Source organism: Streptomyces sp. NPDC058469, from assembly GCF_042721125.1.
Taxonomy (GTDB): domain Bacteria; phylum Actinomycetota; class Actinomycetes; order Streptomycetales; family Streptomycetaceae; genus Streptomyces.
Genome location: NZ_JBHXME010000120.1, coordinates 16,737 through 34,823, shown reverse-complemented (window position 1 = coordinate 34,823; position 18,087 = coordinate 16,737). Strand labels below are relative to the sequence as shown.

16 protein-coding genes and 4 pseudogenes are annotated in these 18,087 nt (G+C 68.8%); 10 read left to right on the top strand and 10 right to left on the bottom strand.

Features of this window, described 5'->3' with window-relative positions:
* Positions 1 to 342: 342 nt before the first annotated feature.
* The 3 genes from ACFWP5_RS37205 to ACFWP5_RS37195 form a co-directional block, all read right to left on the bottom strand.
* Positions 343 to 1,497 carry an ROK family transcriptional regulator gene (locus ACFWP5_RS37205; RefSeq protein ID WP_266766712.1) on the bottom strand — a complete coding sequence of 385 codons (1,155 nt, stop codon included), beginning with the start codon at positions 1,495 to 1,497 and terminating at the stop codon, positions 343 to 345.
* Positions 1,498 to 1,597: 100 nt separating this feature from the next.
* Entirely contained in the window at positions 1,598 to 2,260 is a 663-nt protein-coding gene (locus ACFWP5_RS37200) for a response regulator (RefSeq protein WP_384167107.1), read from the bottom strand.
* A 14-nt stretch (positions 2,261 to 2,274) separates the two neighbouring features.
* Positions 2,275 to 3,429, bottom strand: a complete 1,155-nt coding sequence (locus ACFWP5_RS37195; RefSeq protein WP_384167104.1) for a sensor histidine kinase — start codon at positions 3,427 to 3,429, stop codon at positions 2,275 to 2,277.
* Positions 3,430 to 3,537: 108 nt separating this feature from the next.
* Between ACFWP5_RS37195 and ACFWP5_RS37190 the strand changes: the two genes are divergently transcribed.
* The 3 genes and pseudogenes from ACFWP5_RS37190 (at position 3,538) to ACFWP5_RS37180 (ending at position 5,709) form a co-directional block, all read left to right on the top strand.
* A complete protein-coding gene (locus tag ACFWP5_RS37190; RefSeq protein ID WP_384167101.1) occupies positions 3,538 to 4,458 on the top strand; it encodes an ABC transporter ATP-binding protein in 921 nt (306 codons plus the stop codon).
* Between the two features lie 2 nt (positions 4,459 to 4,460).
* Positions 4,461 to 5,183, top strand: a complete 723-nt coding sequence (locus ACFWP5_RS37185; protein WP_384167098.1) for an ABC transporter permease — start codon at positions 4,461 to 4,463, stop codon at positions 5,181 to 5,183.
* A gap of 81 nt (positions 5,184 to 5,264) precedes the next feature.
* A pseudogene (locus ACFWP5_RS37180) lies at positions 5,265 to 5,709 on the top strand (hypothetical protein).
* On the opposite strand, the pseudogene mug reads toward ACFWP5_RS37180, so the two are convergent.
* A pseudogene (mug, locus tag ACFWP5_RS37175) lies at positions 5,684 to 6,178 on the bottom strand (G/U mismatch-specific DNA glycosylase); the annotation flags it as partial. The pseudogenes ACFWP5_RS37180 and mug overlap by 26 nt on opposite strands.
* A gap of 429 nt (positions 6,179 to 6,607) precedes the next feature.
* On the opposite strand from mug, the pseudogene ACFWP5_RS37170 reads away from it, so the two are divergent.
* The 3 genes and pseudogenes from ACFWP5_RS37170 to ACFWP5_RS37160 all read left to right on the top strand — a co-directional run.
* Positions 6,608 to 7,036 (top strand): annotated as a pseudogene (locus tag ACFWP5_RS37170) (TetR/AcrR family transcriptional regulator); the annotation flags it as partial.
* A gap of 422 nt (positions 7,037 to 7,458) precedes the next feature.
* On the top strand, positions 7,459 to 7,839 hold the full coding sequence (locus tag ACFWP5_RS37165) for a hypothetical protein (RefSeq protein WP_384167095.1): 381 nt from the start codon (positions 7,459 to 7,461) through the stop codon (positions 7,837 to 7,839).
* Positions 7,811 to 7,996: pseudogene (locus ACFWP5_RS37160) on the top strand (AbfB domain-containing protein); the annotation flags it as partial. The gene ACFWP5_RS37165 and the pseudogene ACFWP5_RS37160, both read left to right, overlap by 29 nt.
* 133 nt (positions 7,997 to 8,129) lie before the next feature.
* Here the strand turns inward: ACFWP5_RS37160 and ACFWP5_RS37155 are convergent.
* The 3 genes from ACFWP5_RS37155 to ACFWP5_RS37145 all read right to left on the bottom strand — a co-directional run bounded on the left by ACFWP5_RS37155 (position 8,130) and on the right by ACFWP5_RS37145 (position 11,184).
* Positions 8,130 to 9,179: a phosphotransferase family protein gene (locus tag ACFWP5_RS37155; RefSeq protein WP_384167092.1), complete on the bottom strand. Its 1,050-nt coding sequence runs from the start codon at positions 9,177 to 9,179 to the stop codon at positions 8,130 to 8,132.
* Positions 9,176 to 10,372, bottom strand: coding sequence for an acyl-CoA dehydrogenase family protein (locus tag ACFWP5_RS37150; protein WP_384167089.1), 1,197 nt, complete (start codon positions 10,370 to 10,372; stop codon positions 9,176 to 9,178). Before ACFWP5_RS37150 ends, ACFWP5_RS37155 begins: the two co-directional genes overlap by 4 nt.
* Before the next feature lie 71 nt (positions 10,373 to 10,443).
* Positions 10,444 to 11,184 (bottom strand): SDR family NAD(P)-dependent oxidoreductase, encoded by a 741-nt coding sequence (locus ACFWP5_RS37145; RefSeq protein WP_384167086.1) that lies wholly within the window; start codon positions 11,182 to 11,184, stop codon positions 10,444 to 10,446.
* Between the two features lie 124 nt (positions 11,185 to 11,308).
* Here ACFWP5_RS37145 and ACFWP5_RS37140 point away from each other — a divergent pair, with 124 nt between their 5' ends.
* Positions 11,309 to 11,977, top strand: a complete 669-nt coding sequence (locus tag ACFWP5_RS37140; RefSeq protein WP_384167083.1) for a TetR/AcrR family transcriptional regulator — start codon at positions 11,309 to 11,311, stop codon at positions 11,975 to 11,977.
* Between the two features lie 48 nt (positions 11,978 to 12,025).
* Here the strand turns inward: ACFWP5_RS37140 and ACFWP5_RS37135 are convergent, their stop codons facing one another.
* Complete coding sequence (locus tag ACFWP5_RS37135) at positions 12,026 to 13,489, bottom strand: APC family permease (protein ID WP_384167080.1); 1,464 nt, start codon at positions 13,487 to 13,489, stop codon at positions 12,026 to 12,028.
* Between the two features lie 351 nt (positions 13,490 to 13,840).
* Here ACFWP5_RS37135 and ACFWP5_RS37130 point away from each other — a divergent pair, with 351 nt between their 5' ends.
* The 3 genes from ACFWP5_RS37130 to ACFWP5_RS37120 all read left to right on the top strand — a co-directional run bounded on the left by ACFWP5_RS37130 (position 13,841) and on the right by ACFWP5_RS37120 (position 17,597).
* On the top strand, positions 13,841 to 15,082 hold the full coding sequence (locus ACFWP5_RS37130; RefSeq protein ID WP_384167077.1) for a serine hydrolase domain-containing protein: 1,242 nt from the start codon (positions 13,841 to 13,843) through the stop codon (positions 15,080 to 15,082).
* Between the two features lie 334 nt (positions 15,083 to 15,416).
* Complete coding sequence (locus ACFWP5_RS37125) at positions 15,417 to 16,913, top strand: flavin-containing monooxygenase (protein WP_384167074.1); 1,497 nt, start codon at positions 15,417 to 15,419, stop codon at positions 16,911 to 16,913.
* Between the two features lie 105 nt (positions 16,914 to 17,018).
* Positions 17,019 to 17,597 (top strand): adenylate kinase, encoded by a 579-nt coding sequence (locus ACFWP5_RS37120; protein ID WP_384167071.1) that lies wholly within the window; start codon positions 17,019 to 17,021, stop codon positions 17,595 to 17,597.
* Here ACFWP5_RS37120 and ACFWP5_RS37115 read toward each other — a convergent pair.
* Complete coding sequence (locus ACFWP5_RS37115; protein WP_384167114.1) at positions 17,480 to 17,821, bottom strand: MMPL family transporter; 342 nt, start codon at positions 17,819 to 17,821, stop codon at positions 17,480 to 17,482. The two genes, ACFWP5_RS37120 and ACFWP5_RS37115, sit on opposite strands and share 118 nt — an antisense overlap.
* A 61-nt stretch (positions 17,822 to 17,882) precedes the next feature.
* On the bottom strand, positions 17,883 to 18,035 hold the full coding sequence (locus ACFWP5_RS37110; RefSeq protein ID WP_384167068.1) for a hypothetical protein: 153 nt from the start codon (positions 18,033 to 18,035) through the stop codon (positions 17,883 to 17,885).
* Positions 18,036 to 18,087: the final 52 nt, after the last annotated feature.

The following is an 18,087-nucleotide window of genomic DNA, read 5'->3' as shown; positions in this document are numbered from 1 at the left end:
GGGCATGCAGGGCGTGTTTTCCGTGCCGGGCGCTGCAGCGCCCCAAAGGGGCGCGGGGAACTGCGCGCCCAGCCACAACGGCGCCGCACCCGGCACACGACCATCGCGCCCAGCTACAACGGCGCCGCCCTCGACACTCGACCATCGCGCTCAGCCACAACGGCGCGGCACTCGACACACGAACGGCGCCGCACTCGACACACGACCATCGCGCCCAGCCACAACGGACCGGCACTCGACACCCGACCATCGCGCTCAGCTACAACGGTGCCGCACTCGACACCCGACCATCGCGCTCAGCCACAACGGACCCGCACCCGACACACGACCAAAGCCGCCAAGCTAGCGCCGCGTCACCGTGCCCTCCACCGCGAACAACTGCTCCTCGACATGGTCAAGAGCCAACCGCAGCGCCCCAGTTGCCGCAGCCGCCTCCCCGAGCAACGACAAAGCCACCTTCGGCGGCCGCAGGCAATACCGCGCCAACTCCCGCCGCAACGGCTCCAGTACACCGTCCAGACCGGCCGCCCACCCGCCCACGACGACCAGCTCCGGATCGAGGGCCAGCACCAGCGCGGCGACATCGTGCACAAGGCGCTGGATGAAGCGATCGACGGCCGCCCGGGCCCGCTGGTCACCGTCGCGGGCCAGCGCGAAGACCTTCGCGACCGCCTGTTCGTCCAGGGGATGCAGCGGCTCGTCCGTCGTGGACAGCAACGTCTCCGGAGTCACATCCCGGCCCAGCAGATGCAGTGCGCCGATCTCACCGGCCGCCCCGCGGTACCCCCGATGCAGCCGCCCCCCGATCAGCGAACCGGCCCCGGGGCTCAACCCGGCCAGCACCATCACCATGTCGTCGGACTCGGTGGCCGCACCCTTCCAGTGCTCGGCGACCGCCGCCGCGTTGGCATCGTTCTCGACCAGCACCGGGCACTTGAAGGAGCGGCTCAACCGCTCGCCCAGGTGCAGCCCCGTCCACTGGGGCAACGCCGTGCCCAGCCGTACGGTGCCGTCCGCCTCGACGATGCCCGGCGTGGCGACGCCCACCGCCCGCAGCGAGCCGCGTGCGACTCCGGCCCGGCGCAGCAGTTCGGCGACCGCGGTACGCAGCCGCTCCAGGCGCTCGTCCGCCGAAGCCGTCTCGTCGACGTCCTTGGCGATCGCGCCGAGCACCCGGCCGTCCAGGTCGGCGAGGAGCACGGCGACGCGATGTGCGCCGATCTCCAGGCCCAGCAGATGTCCGGCCTCGGCCCTGAACCGGAACCGCCGCGCGGGCCGCCCCTGCCGCCGTACAACGCTCTCGTCGGCCGCCTTCTCGACGACCAGCCCCGCCTCGATCAGTCCCTCGACGACGCCCTCGACGGTCGGCCGGGACAGACCGGTCACCCGGGTGATCTCCGTCAGCGTGGCGCAGTCCGTGGCACGCAACGCGTGCAACACCACCGCGGAGTTGATCCTCCGCAGCAGCGAGGGGTCCCCGCCGGTCAGCCCCGCCAAGGTCTGTCCTCCCAGCTCGTGCGCGTGTTGGGCGGATCGTACTCGGCGCGACGGACCCCGGCGAGTGCCGGGGAGCCCTCGACCCACCCGCCCCACCGAATCACCCCGGCGCCACGAACCCCGACTCGTACGCCGCGATCACCGCCTGCGTACGGTCCCGCGCCCCCAGCTTCGCCAGTACGGCGCTCACATGCGACTTCACCGTCTCGGTCCCGACGACCAGCCGGGCGGCGATCTCCGCGTTCGACAGACCCCGCGCCATCAGCCGCAGCACCTCCGCCTCACGCTCGGTCAACTGGGCCCGCTCCATCACCGCGCGCGCCGCCCGGTTCCCGCCGTCGTCGCCGTACTCCGCGGCCAACTGCCGTACGGACGCCGGGAACAGCAGCGACTCGCCCTCGGCCACCAGCCGCACCGCGTGCACGATCTCGGCCGGCCGGGCCCGCTTCAGCAGGAACCCGTCGGCACCGGCCCGCAGTGCCTCATAGACGTACTCGTCGTTCTCGAAGGTCGTGATGACCAGGATCTTCGGCGGATCGTCGATCGTCCGCAGCACCGCGCGGGTGGCCTCGATGCCGTCCAGGAGCGGCATCCGTACGTCCATGGCGACCACGTCCGGCCGCAGCTGCCGAACCAGCGGGATCACCGCGGCCCCGTCGGCGGCCTCCCCGACCACCTCGATGTCCGGCTGCGCCTCCAGTACGGCCCGCAGACCCGCGCGTACGAGGGGTTCGTCATCGACCAGGAGAACGGTGACCGGCATCCGGCCAGCCTAGATCAGCCCAGCGGCAGCTCCGCATGCACCTGCCAGTCACCCTCGTCGGGCCCCGTGTACGCCCGGCCCCCGAGCAGCGCGGCACGCTCGCGTATGCCGCGCAGACCACTGCCCCGGCCCGGGCCCGATATCGCCGCCGTCAACGGATTGCGGACCTCCAGATCGAGGGTGCCGTCGGCGACCCCGATACGGACCCGCACGGGGACGGAGCCCGCGTGCCGCAGCACATTGGTCAGCGCCTCCTGCAGAATCCGGTAGCCCTCCCGGGAGATCGGCCCCGGCACCGTCTCCAACGGCCCGGTCACCTCCGCGTCGACCTTCGCTCCGGAGGCCCGCGCCGACTCCAACAGCCGGTCGGCGTCCACCAGCGTCGGCCGGCTGCTCACCGGCCGCTCCACCTCCCGCAACACGCCCAACACCCGCTCCAGATCCTCCAGTGCGGCCCGGCCGGTCTCCTCGATGGCGCCCAGCGCCCGCTCGGTGAACTCCGGGTCGCCCGCCGCCCGGGCGGCACCCGCCTGCACCACCGCCACGGTGAGTGCGTGCCCGATGGAGTCGTGCAACTCCCGCGCGATGCGATTGCGTTCCAACAGTTGCTCGGTGCGCTCCTCCAGGGCGGCGAGCCGCTCCGCGCGCGAGGGGCCGAGCAACTTCCGGGCCAGCGACGTGGCCAACTCGCCCAGGCCGACAATGGCGGCGTACAGGGCGACCAGGGGGAGCGGCGCCAGCAAGGCGTACCAGCCGCTCGGTGTCGCCTCCTTGAGGATCGGTACGTCGTCGGGAACGCGCCCGCGTGCGATCTCGACCAACTCGAAAGCGATGATCGGCAGCCAGACGCAGGCGAACGCGGTCAGCCAGCCCAGAACCATCCGGGCCTCCAACCACAGCATGGTGCGGCCCCGGTCCCGCCAAGTCGCCGACGGCGCCACGGAGATGCTCGGGTCCTGCTGGCCCGGCGTCAGCAACAGTTGCGCCTGTACTCCCTCACCGATCCGCACCGCCGGAATCAGGGCGACGGGGATCAGCGCGAGCGCGGGTGCGTACGGCGTCTCCGGGCTGACGAAGATCCACACGCTCGTGATCAGCATCGGCACCCAGAGGTGCAGCAGACGCGTGTACGTCGTCCCCCGGAGCAGCGGGCGCAGGAAGCGGGCCATTCCGACATCGTGACAGCCGGCACTGACAATCGGCCTCCCCCGGGCGGGGGAGACGATCTCCACCGGCGGGGGAGGACCCAACCCCCTTGAACGGCCAGGCTGTTGGCCATGACCAGCATCGACGTACGAGACCTCACCAAGGAGTACGGCACCCGGCGAGCCGTGGACCACGTCACCTTCGACGTCCGCCCCGGCAAGGTCACCGGCTTCCTCGGCCCCAACGGCGCCGGAAAGTCCACCACCATGCGCCTCGTCCTCGGCCTCGACCGGCCCACCTCCGGAACCGCCACCATCGGAGGCCGCCCCTACGCCGAGCTCACCGAGCCGCTGCGCCACGTGGGCGCCCTCCTGGACGCGCAGGCCGCGCACGGCTCCCGTACCGCTCGCGATCATCTGCGCGCCCTGGCGGCGAGCAACCGCATCCCGGCCACTCGGGTCGACGCGGTGCTGGAGGAGACGGGACTCGCGTCGGTCGCGCGGCACCGGGTGAAGACGTACTCCCTGGGCATGCGTCAGCGGCTGGGCATCGCCGGTGCGCTTCTGGGTGACCCCGAGGTCGTCCTGCTGGATGAGCCGTCGAACGGCCTCGACCCCGAAGGCATCGTCTGGATCCGGGAGTTGCTGCGCCGACTGGCGGCTGAGGGCCGCACGGTCCTGGTCTCCAGCCACCTGATGAACGAGACCGCCTCCTTCGCCGACCACCTCGTGGTCCTCGGCCGCGGCCGACTCCTCGCCGACACCCCGATGCGGGACTTCATCGACGCGCGCGTGCAGCCCCACGTACGCATCCGTACGACGGACGCCGGCGCACTCAAGAGCGTGCTCGCCGAGCACGGTCTCGACGCCGTGGAGCACGAGGAAGGGCACTGGACCGTGGCGCACGCACGCGTGGACGAGATCGGCACCCTGTTGTCGGCAGCGGGCGTACCGATCCTCGAACTGACCCCCACCGAGGGCACGTTGGAGCAGGCCTACCTCGATCTGACGGCCACCGAGACCGAGTTCACCGCACAGCACCAGGAGGCCTGACCATGGCATTCACGCCCGTGTTCCACTCCGAGTGGATCAAGGTCCGTACCCTGCGCTCACAGGTCGCGGCCCTCGCCATGGTCCTCGTGGTGACGGCACTCTTCTCCGCGCTCGCCTCGTCCGACACCGGAGGCGACGACTTCGACCCGCTGTTCGCGGTCTTCTTCGGAGTGACCTTCGGCCAGATCGCGGCGATCGCCTTCGGCACGACCGCGGTGTCCTCAGAGTTCCAGGGCGGAGCGCTACGGCTGTCGCTGGCCGCGGTGCCGCACCGGGGGCGCTGGTTCGCGGCCAAGGCGACGGCGATCGCCGCGCCCGTGTTCGCCGTTGGCCTGGTCACCGGCGTGGTGACACTGGCGGTCGGCAAGGCGGTGCTGGGCGCCGAGGCCGACGGGCTCGGCTGGGCGGAGCAGGTGCGCGGTGTGGTCGGCTGCGCCGTCTATCTCACGCTGATGGCACTGCTCGCGGCCGGTCTCACGGCGGTGCTGCGCAGCGGGGTGGCGACGCTGAGCATCGTCATACCGTTCCTGCTCATCGTGTCCTTCGTGGTCGGCGACGCGTCGAGCGACATCGCGGACCTGCTGCCCGACCGGGCAGGCCAGGTGGCGCTCCACGAGACCTGGGCCGGGGCGATGGGGCCGTGGACCGGGCTCGGGGTCACGGCGCTGTGGGTTGCGGTGGCGTTGGCGGCGGGGGCGTGGAGCGTGCGGCGCCGGGACGCCTGACCCTGGAAGTGCCGGAACGTTTGACCTCATGGGGGCACTGACGCCCCGCCAATTGTCAGTGGGGGCCGGTTTACTGGAGCCATGAACAGCACGCACTGGCCGGCCACGATCGACCTGCTGTGCACCCGGGACTTCCCCGCGGAGCACGGCAGGGCGGACGTGGGCACGGGGGGGACCCGGCTACCACATCGCCGAATTGCAGACGAGCGGCGACTTCTGGGAGGACGACGGGACAGGCCGGGAGGAGACCGAGGCGCAGTACGAGTTCGACCGTGACGAACTCGGCGAGCGGCTGATCGGGTGCCGGGGAGCACCCGATGTCGTCAGCCTGGCCGGCGCGTTCGAGCGGTCGCAAGGCGGCGAGGACATACCGGAGCCCTGGGCCTCGCTCAGCGCGCACGTGCCGAACATGCACCTGTGGAAGTCGCCGGAGACCGGCCGATGGATCGCCCTCGGCGTATCCCAGTGGGACAAGGAACTCCCGTTCCAACTCCTGGCCGTCATAACGGAGATGGACCCACCGTGAAGCCCTGGTCCTGCGCCGCCGCCCTCAGCCGCCCGAACTCCTCAGCCATCGTCGCCGCCGTCCAATGCGCGTTCAGCCCGCTCGGATTGGGCAGCACCCACACGCGCGTGTCCCCGAACGTCCGCTCCTGCGGCCCCACTTGGGCCTTCCGGTCGTCGAACGCGGCCCGGTACGCGGTCACCCCGAGCACCGCCAGCCACCGCGGCTTCCACCCCGTCAGCTTCGACGCGAGGAGTTGGCCGCCCTCGCGGTACTCCTCCGCACTCAGCTCGTCGGCCCGAGCCGTCGCCCGCGCCACCACATTCGTGATGCCGAGCCCGTACGACACCAACTCCCCTTGCTCCGCCGGCTTCATGAGCCTCGGCGTGAAGCCGGACAGATGCAGCACCGGCCAGAAGCGGTTGCCGGGACGGACGAAGTGGTGGCCAGTGGCCGCCGTCATCAGGCCGGGGTTGATGCCGCAGAAGAGTCCGCTGAGCTGGGATACGGCAGGTCAGAGCGGCGCCGATCCCCTGACCTGCAACGCAGCGTGCGTGTTCGGGTAGTTCGCTGCGTCTTCGTGTAGTACGGCGCAGAGATTTGCATGATCGTTTTCCCATCGGTTTCCCAGTTTCCCGCCTGACCGGGCGGGGGAGGCGGGAAACGCGAGCGAGGCGTCACAGGGGCCGGAGGTCGGCAATGGCCTCCGGCCCCCGGCCTCACTGCCGCACCAGGTGATCGCGCCGCACCGAGTACTGCTGGCCAGTCCTGAGCGACGTGAAGGAGCAACTGGCGGTGCTGCATTCGAGCTGTACTGCTGGGCGGCCGAGGTGCAAGGTCCCACCGGCCTGAGCGAGTCGGCCCCGGTGCCACGGCGCCAAGACAATGGCCCAGTACGCTGATGCAGTCCCTCGCTGGCGAACAGGAACTCGACGTCGAGCATCTCGACCCGATGTCCGCGATCCCTCCGCCGGCCGGTCTCACCTTCGACCAGCACGAGGCGCACCCGGACTTCATGCGTCTCGTGAGTATCGAGAACATCCACCAGGCCGAGCACATCGCCGCCTCGCCCAAGCTGCGTTCGCTCAACGCCCCGGCGGTCGCCATCATCGACCGGATCCTCCGCGCGGGCCGCGACCAGGGCGTCTTCACCGCCGAGGTGGACGCGGTCGATCTACACATGATGATCAGCGCGTTCTGCTGTTTCCGGATCACCAACCGGCACACCTTCGGCGCCCTCTTCGGACGGGACCTCACCGCACCGGACCGCCGCGATCACTACCGGACTCTGCTGGGCGACATGGTCATCGCCTACCTCACGACCGGCGAACAACCCGCCGTCGGGTAGGGGCTGCCACTGTAGGCCCATGCCCGGGGCGGGTCGGCGCTGTCGGTGTGCACCGCGCAGGACAGTGTCCGTGGCAGGGCTCGCCCCAGCTTGTGGCACCGCCTGAGTCGGCCGGTGTTCAGATGCTGCCGCGTGTGCCTCTGCGGCACAGGGCGATGAAGTTGCCCGCGATGGCGAGGACGCCGGTGGCGGCAAGGTCCCTGCCCGGCCGCCCTGCGGCTGGGTTCCGCCGGAGGCGTCGGCAGCGGGGATCGCGGTGTCGGTGTCGGTGTCGGAGGTGAACGTCGTGTCGGGCGTACTCGCGGACGGTGTGGTCGTCGAGACGGTTACCTTGCCCCAGGTGAAGGCCAGGGTGTCGAAGCCGAGGTGGTCTGGGCGGCTGGGAGGTGCGGGCGGTCCTTCCCGGCCGTACCGCGGCCCCGGTGGAACACCCCATCCCGGCGAGCTACCGCGTTGCGCAGGTGATCGCCACGATCGGCCTGTGCGTACAGTTCCTGCTGCCGGTACTGATCATCCGCACGGAAACAACACCGAGCGGTTCACATGTCTCCGCTACTTGCCCAGGTCCCTGCCCAGGCCGGCGAGACCGGCCAGGCCGCTTGGACGCAGGAGAGCTACGTGGCCTTCATCGCGAACTCGACCGCATCGAGACGGAGAGGGCGAACACCGGCACCGACGAGGACGCCCTGATCGACGAGGTGTTCACCGCGTACGATCTGCTGGATCCCAGTCACGCCCTGGTGGCCGGTGCGGTCACCGTAGTGCGTCAACTTTCTGGACAATTACGCCGCGTACGGCTCTGACACATTCGGCATTCTCCGCCGGGTCGCCGCCGACAGCAGCGACACCGTGAAGGAACAGGCCGGCTTCGCGGTGGTGGCCGGCCTGGTGGACGCGACCGGCTTCTCCTTCCGTAGCGCCGACGGCCGCTACTTGTGCCATTACGCCGTCCGGATCCGGCTGGACGCGAGCGACGGCTCGGACACCTTCAAGCAGGACGTGACTTTCCATGCCGTCACCCGAGTACTCCACCTCCGACACCTCGATCCAGGACGACAGCTCGTTCATCCCGGTGGGAGCCTGGATCTGATGCCTACGTCCGTCCGAGCGCGCGCAGTTCGTGGAGGGCTTTCGAGACTAGGACGGGGACCGCCGCGCCGGCGTTTTCGTAGCCTTCGCTCACTGTCTGGCCGCCGATGTACCGGGAGTGCACGCCTTCGAGGATCACGGCGAGTTTCATCGCGCTGAAGGCCATGTAAAACGGCAGGAGGTTCAGGTCCCGTCCGGTCAACTCCGCGTATCTCTCGGCCACTTCATGGCCGGTGGGGAAGCCCTGCTGCGTAGTGACGCCCACCGCGACGGGAATCAGCTCGCGGTCCATGTCGTCGCGGTCGTGCCAGTACGTCAGCGTCATGGCCAGATCGGCCAACGGGTCGCCCAGCGTGGAGAGTTCCCAGTCGAGGACGCCGGCGATGCGGGGCGGCCCGTCCAGGTCGACGATGGTGTTGTCGAGGCGGTAGTCGCCGTGCACGATCGAGGCGTCGGAGTGCTCCGGCACATGGTCGGAGAGCCGGTTCAGGAGGACGTCCATGTCCGGGAGCCCGCGCGTGTGCGAGCGCTGCCACTGCTGGCCCCACCGGGAGATCTGCCGTGCGCAGTAGCCGTGGGGCCGTCCGAACTCCGCCAGGCCGACGCTCGCAGGGTCGATGCTATGCAGGTCCGCGAGGGTGGTCACCAGACCGTCGGCCAGCGCCGAGCGCGCCTCGGGACCGATCCCGGTGGTGTCCTCCGCCGTGCGGATCACCACGCCGGGCACCTCGGCCATGACGTAGAAGGGACAGCCGAGGACCTCGGGGTCCGTGCAGAGCGCCAACGTTTGGGGCACGGGCACCCCGGTCCCCGCGAGCGCGGTCTGGACGCGGTACTCACGCTTCATGTCGTGTGCGCTGGGGAGCACTTGGCCGAGCGGCGGCCGCCGGAGGATGACGGTTCCGTGGGGGAGGCGCAGCCGGTAGGTGATGTTCGACAACCCGCCGGAAATCAGCTCGGCCTGCCAAGGACCGCCGTCCAGCAGATCCGGCAGCGTTTCCCGAAGCCACTTCTCGATGTCCGCAGCCGGCAGGCCGGGCAGATCGGTGCTCATGACCGGACCCCGCTTCCGTGTACGGCGGTACCGGCACGGCGTGCGGCCCGCTTGGCGATCGACATGCGGTGCGCCTCCGAGGCTCCGTCGTAGATACGGAACGCGCGGATGTCGGCGTAGACACGACCGATGACCAGGTCCTCGCTGGTGCCCAGACCGCCCGCGAGTTGCACCGAGCGGTCGACGACGCGTCCGACGGCCTCGCTGATGAACACCTTCGCGCGTGAGGACGATTCGGTGCCCTTGCCGCCTTCGGCGATCTCCCAGCATGCGTGCCACAACAGGGCCCGGGACGCGACCAGGTCGATCTCGTTGTCGGCGATCATCTGCTGCGCCATCCCCAGGTCGGCGAGCCGTTGCCCGAACAACTCCCGGTCGACCGCACGCGAGAGAGCGATCTCGTGTGCGCGGCGGGCGGCACCGAGCCATCGCATGCAGTGGGTGAGACGGGCGGGCGCCAGCCTGACCTGCACATACCGGAAGCCCAGCCCGGGCTCGCCGAGTACGGCCTCGTCGGGCACGAACACGTCCTCGAACAGCACCCGGCAGTGACCGCCGACCATCGTCGAGTCGATGGTGCGGGCGTGCTCCTTCACCGTGAAACCGGGTGTGCCGGCATCGACCAGGAGCATGGTGGCTCCGCCGCTCTCGTCGTCACGCGCCATGACGATGGTGAACGCGGCACCTTCGGCTCCGGTGATCAGATGCTTCTCGCCCGAGATGCTCCAGCCACCGGCGACCTTCCTCGCCAGCGTGCGTACGGAGGACGGGTCGGAGCCTGCTCCGGGCGGTGGCTCGGTCATCGCGAAGCAGGAGCGGATGTCGCCGTTGACCAGGGGAACGAGGTACTTCTCCCGCTGGGCGCGTGTGGCCACCACATTGAGCAGGTGGATGTTGCCCTCGTCCGGGGCTGCGCAGTTGAGGGCCAGCGGGCCGAGCAGACTGATGCCGGCCTCCTCCAGGAGAACGGCGGCCTCGTCGAAGCGGAAGCCACCTCCGCCGAGGTCGGCCGGTGCCTGTGGCGCCCAGATCCCGGCGGCCTTCGCCGCCTGCTGCAACTCGATGCGCAGACCGTCGTCCAAGCCGTTCGCGAATGCCTCCTGCTCGCGGGGGACGACCACGTCCGTCACGAACTCGGCGATCCTGTCGCGCCACTCCACGACTCTGGGCGCAAGAGAGAAATCGATGGACATCTACGGTGACTCCGTCCGGCTCGTCATGTCGTTGCCAGGGCCGGATCCGGCCCTGGTTCCCCCGGCGGTGGTCATGCGCGCCACAGTGTTTCCCCAGGTCGGGTGACCACGATGTGGGGCACCGCGGCATACCGCGACAGTCGGCACAGCGCCACGGTGAGTTCCGCGATGTCCGCGACCTGGATCATCGTGGCGGGGTCGACGCGTTCGTGTACCCAGGCCGCCATGTCGGTGTCGACGTACCCGGGTGACAGCGCCGTCGCGTTCACGCCCCGGGCGCCCTCGGCGGTCGTGATCGATTCGCAGAGGGAGATCAAGGCCGCCTTGGTGGCGCCGTACGCCGCCAGGCCCGGCTCGCTCACGACTCCCGTGATGGACGCGATGGCGATGATCCTCGCCCCCGGTCCGGACGGCGCGGATCCGGTCGTACGGAGTGCGGGCAGGAGTTGCTGGGTGAGCTGGAAGTTGCTCCTGAGGTTCACGGCCATCATGGTGTCGAGCTTGTGGAGGGGGTAGGCGGCCAGCTCGCCGCCCGTCCCCATACCGGCGGCGAGCACCAGGACGTCGATGCCGCCGTGCAGTTGGAGATGCGTGTCGGCCAGAGCCTCGACCTGCACCGGGTCCGCCATGTCCGCGGGGGCGGTCTCCACCCGAACTCCATGGGTGCGTATGTGGTCGGCGGCGTCCTTGAGCGGCCCGTCGGCACGAGCGGAGAGGGTGAGATCGAATCCCTCTTCCGCGAGCCGCTCCGCGATGGCTCTGCCGATTCCGCGGGATGCGCCGGTGACGAGCGCGGTACGCCGGACTGTCATGCCACTCCTTCTGAGCTAATGACCGTTAGCTCAAATCCTGATCGTTTGATCAGGAAGTTGTCAAGAGGAGCGGATGCCAAGCCTTTCGTGGCAGCTAACGAGCAGTAGCCGATATCCTCACCGCATGACTGAGACGCTTCATGGCGAGGACGGGTCGCGCTGGGCGGGACGGGATGCCGGCCCGCCGCGGAGGCAGCAGACCGTCGACGCGCTGACGGTCTCCGCGGCGGCGCTGAGACTGTTCGCCGAACGGGGCTACCGTGCGACGACGATGTCCGACATCGGCGCGGCGATCGGCATCCGCGGCCCGAGCCTGTACCGCCACGTGAGCTCGAAGCAGGTGCTGCTCGGGGAGATCATGGTCGACACGATGCGGGCGCTGATCGCCGACCAGCAGGCGGCGCTCGACGCCGGTGGTGACGTGCCTCTGCAGCTGCGGCGGATCGTCGAGGCGCATGTCCGCTATCACGCGGCGCATCGTGAGCAGGCGTTCGTCGGCAACCGCGAGATCGGGAACCTGGAGCACCCCTACCGCGACCAGGTGCTGCGGTTGCGCCAGGCCTATGAGCGGGGGCTGCGCACCGTCATCGAACGGGGATGCGCCGAAGGCGACTTCACCGTCGCGGAACCCCGGCTCGCCTCGTACGCGATCCTCGACATGGGCATGGGGGTCTCGGCATGGTTCCGTCCGGACGGACCGCACGGCGCCGAGCGGATCGCGTACACCTACGCCGACTACGCGATCCGCATGCTCACCGGAGGGTCGCCGGGGGGCGGGACCGGCGGCGCGTGACGGTACGCGTGCCGTTGTCGTCGGCACACGTACCGTTCTTGTCCACGCCTACTGCCGGCCGATACGGGCGTACACGTCGGGCTTGGTCCTGCGGTAGACGAGTGCCAGGACGACGCCGGCCACGAAGGTTCCGTACACGACCGCGAACATCGTGTTCGCGAGCGTCTGCGAGCCGCTGATCAGCAGGTTGAAGTTCTGCGTCGCCAGGACCACGGTCACGGTCAGGCCGACGAGCGCGAGGGCGGGGGCGATGACCGAGTTCCATGGATTCACCCCGGCCACCTGATTCCGCCTGAGGTAGACGGGCACCGCGATGCCGGTGACCACCAGCAGGACGATGAGCGCGTAGCCGAAGATCCCGACCAGTACGGCGTACAGCTTCGAGGGGTTCGCCCCGAGGGCGACGAAGGGGGCCAGGCCCAGCAGCGATACGACGGTCATGGTGAGCGACGCGCGGTGCGGGGAGCCGTGACGGCCGTGCACCCGGCTGAGGGAGCGGTGCAGAATGCGGTCCGAGCTGAGGTTGTACAGGTAGCGCGAGGTGATGTTGTGGCTCGACAGGAGCGCGGCGAAGATGCTCGTGTTCAGCAGTACGGTCACGATGTCCACGGTGACGCGGCCGCTGTAGGCCTCAAGACTCGTGATGAACGACCCGGTCGGGTCGGTGGCCGCGGCGGCCACGACCTTGTCGGCGCCCACGGCCTGGATCATCACCCAGGCGCCGCCCGCATACAGGACGGTGACCAGGCCGATGACGAGATACGTCGCCCTGGGAATCGTGCGGTCGGGATTCCGTACTTCGTCGCGGAAGATGGTGGTCGCCTCGAATCCGCCGAAGCAGGTGATGCCGTAAAGAAGGGCGATGCCGATCGAGCCGGAGAAGATGGCGTGGGGCGTGAATGACGAGGCGCCGAGACCGGAAGCACCGCCCTTGAAAACGACGCAGGCGTCATACACGAGAACGATGACGACCTCGCAGACCAGAAGCACGGAAAGAATCTTCGCCGAGAGGTCGAGCCTGAGGTATCCCAGCGCCCCGACGATTGTCAGCAGTACCAGGCCCCACGCCCACCATTTTATGTCGGGTCCGTGATAGGTGTCGTGCACGAGCGATTCCAGTACGAGGCCGCCGTACGCATAGCTGCCGATGGTCATGAAGTAGTAACACAGCAGTGCGACGAACGAGGATCCCAGCCCTACGACCCGGCCGAGGCCTGCGGTGATGTAGGCGTAGAAGCCTCCCGGATTCGGCAGGTGCCGGGCCATGGTGGTGAATCCGGCGGCGAAGAGGGCGATGATGGCTCCGGCAGCGATGAACGCCATGGGTGCGCCAATGCCATTTCCGTAGCCGATGACCACGGGAAGAAAGCCGACGACAACCGCCAAAGGCGCGTTGAAGGCCAGGACCGTGAAGAGCAGATGGGCCGTGCCGAGGTTTCCGCGGAGCTGTGATTCCTGGGACGGTGTTGCTGTGGTGGCTTTCGGCTCATTCGCCGCTGACACAGAACTCATGTGCACCCTCTCTGATGATGGCCCAGCCCCCCACTGAGGAATTGGCGAATCTTGTCGGCCTAGTAGCGGGCTACCGAAGCGGCCTGTCAAGGTTTTCGAGAAAATCAGGGAATTCTGGGACCGGAACGGAGAGTGCGGGTCTGCTTCCGGGGGTGGGTTGACAGCCTGGTGAGGCAGTCCCACAGTGGACCAGTAGTTGGTCATCTGATCAGGTCGTTAGATTACGATGGCGTTCGCTGCTCCGCAAGGGGTCTGTGCATCCCGTGTCCCGCAGATGTGGCGGGTGCCGACTGTGCCGTCTTCGGCCCGCGGCCCGGACCGGTGGGCGCCCGAGTCGCCGCGAGGAGCGTCATGTCGATTCAGTCGCAGGCCACGTACTCGGAGGGGTTCGTCGCACCGGGCTTCGAGCCGCTCCGGGAGGCGTTCGACCGGAACTTCGCGCAGCTCGGCGAGGTGGGGGCGTCCTGCGCGATCTATGCCGACGGCGAGCTGAAGGTCGACCTGTGGGGTGGAGTCGCCGATGTCGTCACCGGGGAGCGGTGGCGCGGGGACACGGTCGGGCTGGCGTACTCCGTGACGAAAGGTGCCACGGCGATCCTCTGCGCTCTGCTGGCCGACCGGGGAGAACTCGACCTCGACGCTCCCGTCGCACGCTACTGGCCGGCCTTCGCGAGCCATGGGAAGAGCGCTGTCTCGGTCCGGATGATCCTCGCTCATCAGGCCGGACTGCCGGTCCTCGAGGGCCGGTTCACTCGTGAGGAGATCCTCGCGTACGGCGTCGCGGTGCGAGCACTCGCCGGACAGGAACCGCTCTGGACGCCGGGCACCGCCTTCGGCTACCACGCCCTCACGTACGGCTGGCTTCTCGACGAGGTGGTGCGACGTGCCACCGGCCGGACGATCCAGCACTTGTTCTCCAGCGAGGTCGCCGTCCCGCTGGGCCTCGACTTCTTCATCGGTCTGCCCGACGGTGTGGAGCACCGAGTCGCCGCTCTGGTCGACGACCCGCTGTCCGGCCGCCCCGCAGTCTCGCCCGGCTCCTCGCTCGCGGAGAGGATTCCCGATCCGGAGCTGAGGCGGGCGATCGGCGGCGACCGGAGAGAGCCGGGGGCCCTGTCGTCGCTGCTGACTCGGGCGATGACCGTCAACGGTGTGCTGAGGACGCCCGACGCCGACGAGTGGAACACCCCGAGTGTCCGCAAGGCATCGCTTCCCGCCGCGAACGGCATCACCAACGCCCGCTCCGTCGCTCGGCTCTATGCCTCCTGCGTCGGCGAGGTGGACGGGCTGAGGCTGCTGGGGGAAGGCATGGTCGCGGCCGCGACCGCCGAGCGAAGTGCGGGGCGCGACCGGGTGACCGGACTGGACGCGAGGTTCGGCAGCGGGTTCATGCTGCCCACCGCGGGGGTGCCGATGCTGTCCGGGAGTTCCTTCGGGCATGAGGGTGTCGGTGGGGCGCTCGGGTTCGCCGACCGTGATGCCCGAATCGGCTTCGGGTATGTGCAGAACCTGCTGAAGACCGAGCTGACCGGAGGCCCGGATCCGCGCGTAGCGGGACTGCTCGCGGCGCTGCGCGACGCGCTCGGCGGCTAAGGGCTCCGCTGGAGGTGCCGCGATGTGCCGTCGATCGTCTGCTGCGCCATCGTGGCTGGTCGCGCCCACGCAACGGAGTGACCGCAAAGGGATACAGCCCCGCGCCCCTTCAGGGTGCTGCCGAACCGCAGCGGACTTCGGACTTCGCTCGAGCCGCTTGGGCCGAGTCGACCGTCGGCGCTTCCGATCTTCTCCGGGCATTGACATGCGGAAGGGCGGCACGCATTCTGATCGTACGATCAGGTCATTTGATCAGAAGTCCTCGCCGTCGACCCCGCTGGACGTTGCGGCTCGGAGGACACCATCCCTGGCCCTCAGCCGACAGAGGACGGTCATGACTCATCTTCAAGGCGACCATTTCACGGTCGTCATCGTGGGCTCGGGCTTCTCAGGGCTCTGCGCCGCCATCAAGCTCAAGCAAGCCGGGATCGACGATTTCGTCATCCTCGAGAAGGACTCCGATGTCGGCGGCACCTGGCGCGACAACACCTACCCGGGCGCCGCCTGCGACGTACCGAGCGTGCTGTACTCCTACTCCTTCCGCCAGAACCCGGACTGGACACGGCACTTCCCGTCCTGGGACGAACTTCACGCCTACCTGCGGCAAGTGGTCGACGTCTACGGACTTGGTCCGCACCTCAGGTTCGGGGTCGAGGTGGAGGAGATGCGCTTCGACGACACGACCGGTACCTGGACGGTCGTCACCGCGTCGGGCGAATCGATCCGGGGCAGGTTTGTCGTGAACGCCACCGGCGTGCTGAGCAAGCCGGTGGTGCCCGAGATCTCCGGGCTGGAGACCTTCGACGGAAAGACATTCCACTCCGCCCAGTGGGATCACGACCACGACTTCGCCGGACGTCATGTCGCGGTGATCGGAACAGGTGCGAGTGCGGTTCAGTTCGTTCCCCACCTGGCCGAACAGGCGGAAAAGCTCTATGTGTTCCAGCGGTCACCGCACTGGGTGACGCCTCGCGGCGATGCGGAGATCCCCTCGCGCCGGCGCCGGCTCTACGGTCGGCTGCCCCTCGTGCAGCGGCTGCGACGCTGGGCGACGTACTGGGAGTTCGAGACCCTGGCCAGGGGGTTCCTCGGACACCCCAAGGTCGTCGAGCGCTACCGGCAGCGAGCGCTGGACTTCCTCAAGGGGTCCGTGCCCGATGAGGCGATGAGGGCCGCGCTGACGCCCGACTACGCCCCCGGGTGCAAGCGCCGCCTCGTCTCGGACGACTGGTTCCCCGCGCTGCAGCGCAGCAACGTCGAGTTGGTCACGACCGGCCTGCGCGAGATCACGGCGGACGCGGTCGTCGCGGCGGACGGCTCGCCGCGCCGGGTCGACACGATCGTCTTCGGCACCGGCTTCGCCGCCACCGATTTCCTCGCCCCGATGAAGGTGTTCGGGCGGGACGGTGTCGAGATCTCGGACGCCTGGAGGGACGGGGCCGCCACGAAGCTGGGCATCTCCACCTCGTCGTTCCCGAACTTCTTCATGATGCTCGGACCGAACACCGCACTCGGGCACAACTCCATGGTGTTCATGATCGAGGCCCAGACCCGCTACATCGTCGGCGCCATCAAACACGCGCGCGCGAGGGGGACCCGGGCCCTCGAACTGCGTCCGGAGGTCCAGGCGAGCGCCTACCGCAAGACTCAACGGCTGATGAAGAAGACCGTCTGGGTGTCGGGCGGTTGCCGCAGTTGGTACCAGTCGGCGGACGGCCGCATCGACACTCTGTGGCCGGGTACGACTGTCTCCTACTGGTGGCAGACGAAGCGATTCAAGCCCGGTGACTATCGGGTCACGGAGGAGGCGACGACGAGCGGGGCCGCGTAGACACGTCCAGGCAGGGTCTGTTGACGCAACCTGCTCCGCTGGTCGTGAGCGAGGCCGTGCCCGCATGTCATGGATTCGGCTTGATCGGAAGGTATCCGTACACAGATGCGACTTGTGCTCATCGGTCCTCCTGGCGCAGGCAAGGGCACCCAGGCGGCCATTCTCCGCAAGGATCTCGGCATTCCTCATATCTCCACCGGCGATCTGTTCCGCGAACACGTCAGCCGTCGGACAGCACTGGGGCAGGATGCCCAGCGGTATCTCGACACGGGTGAGCTGGTCCCCGATGACATCACGGACGAGATGATCCGCCGACGGCTGGCGGAACCGGACACGCAGGGGGGCTTCCTCCTCGACGGCTACCCGCGAACTGTGCGGCAGGCGGAGGAACTTGGCTCGATGCTCTCCGATTCGGAGGGCGGAATCGACGCCGTCCTGGAGTTCACCGCCCCCGAAGACGTCGTGGTGCCAAGGCTGTTGAGCCGTGGCCGTGCGGACGACACCGAGCAGGTCATCCGGCACCGTCAACAGGTCTACCGCAGCCAGACCGCTCCACTCCTTGCCCACTACGCCGCCAGGCTGCTCACGTTCCATGCCGTCGGCTCCGCCGAGCAGATCGGCGAACGGGTGCTGACGGCCCTGAAGGAACGGGGCCTCGTGACGCGTCGGGACGAGAGTGCCTGATCCCTCGCCTCCTTGCCGGTGTGGACCAGCTCTTCAAGGTGGCGGCCCTCGATGTCGGGGTCGGGGACGCGGGTCTCGAACCAGCGGGGTTGGGACCGGATCCTGGCGCCGATGAGGGCCATCGTGGCGGGCACGAGCATCAGGCGTACGACGAAGGCGTCGAGGAGGACGCCGATCGCGAAGCTGAAGCCGGTGGCCCCGATGGTCGGGTCCTTGGCGAACATGAACGACACGAATTCGAGCCCGGTCCGTCTTGTGTTGCGGGCCTGGTGTTCTTCGGGAGCTTCAGTGGCACTCGTGCTGGGCCACACAGTCGGCGTGGGCGTACGTGCCGGACGGGTACTGGTCGCAGGGATCCGCTGGGGAGGCGGTGGCCGGGGACGTGAGGGTCGCGAACGCGGCGGCGCACAGGGTCAGTTGGAGGGCGAGGCGGCGCACGGTACTCCGATCGGCAGACGGGAAGAGGGTGATCATCGGGCAGCCGGGGCGG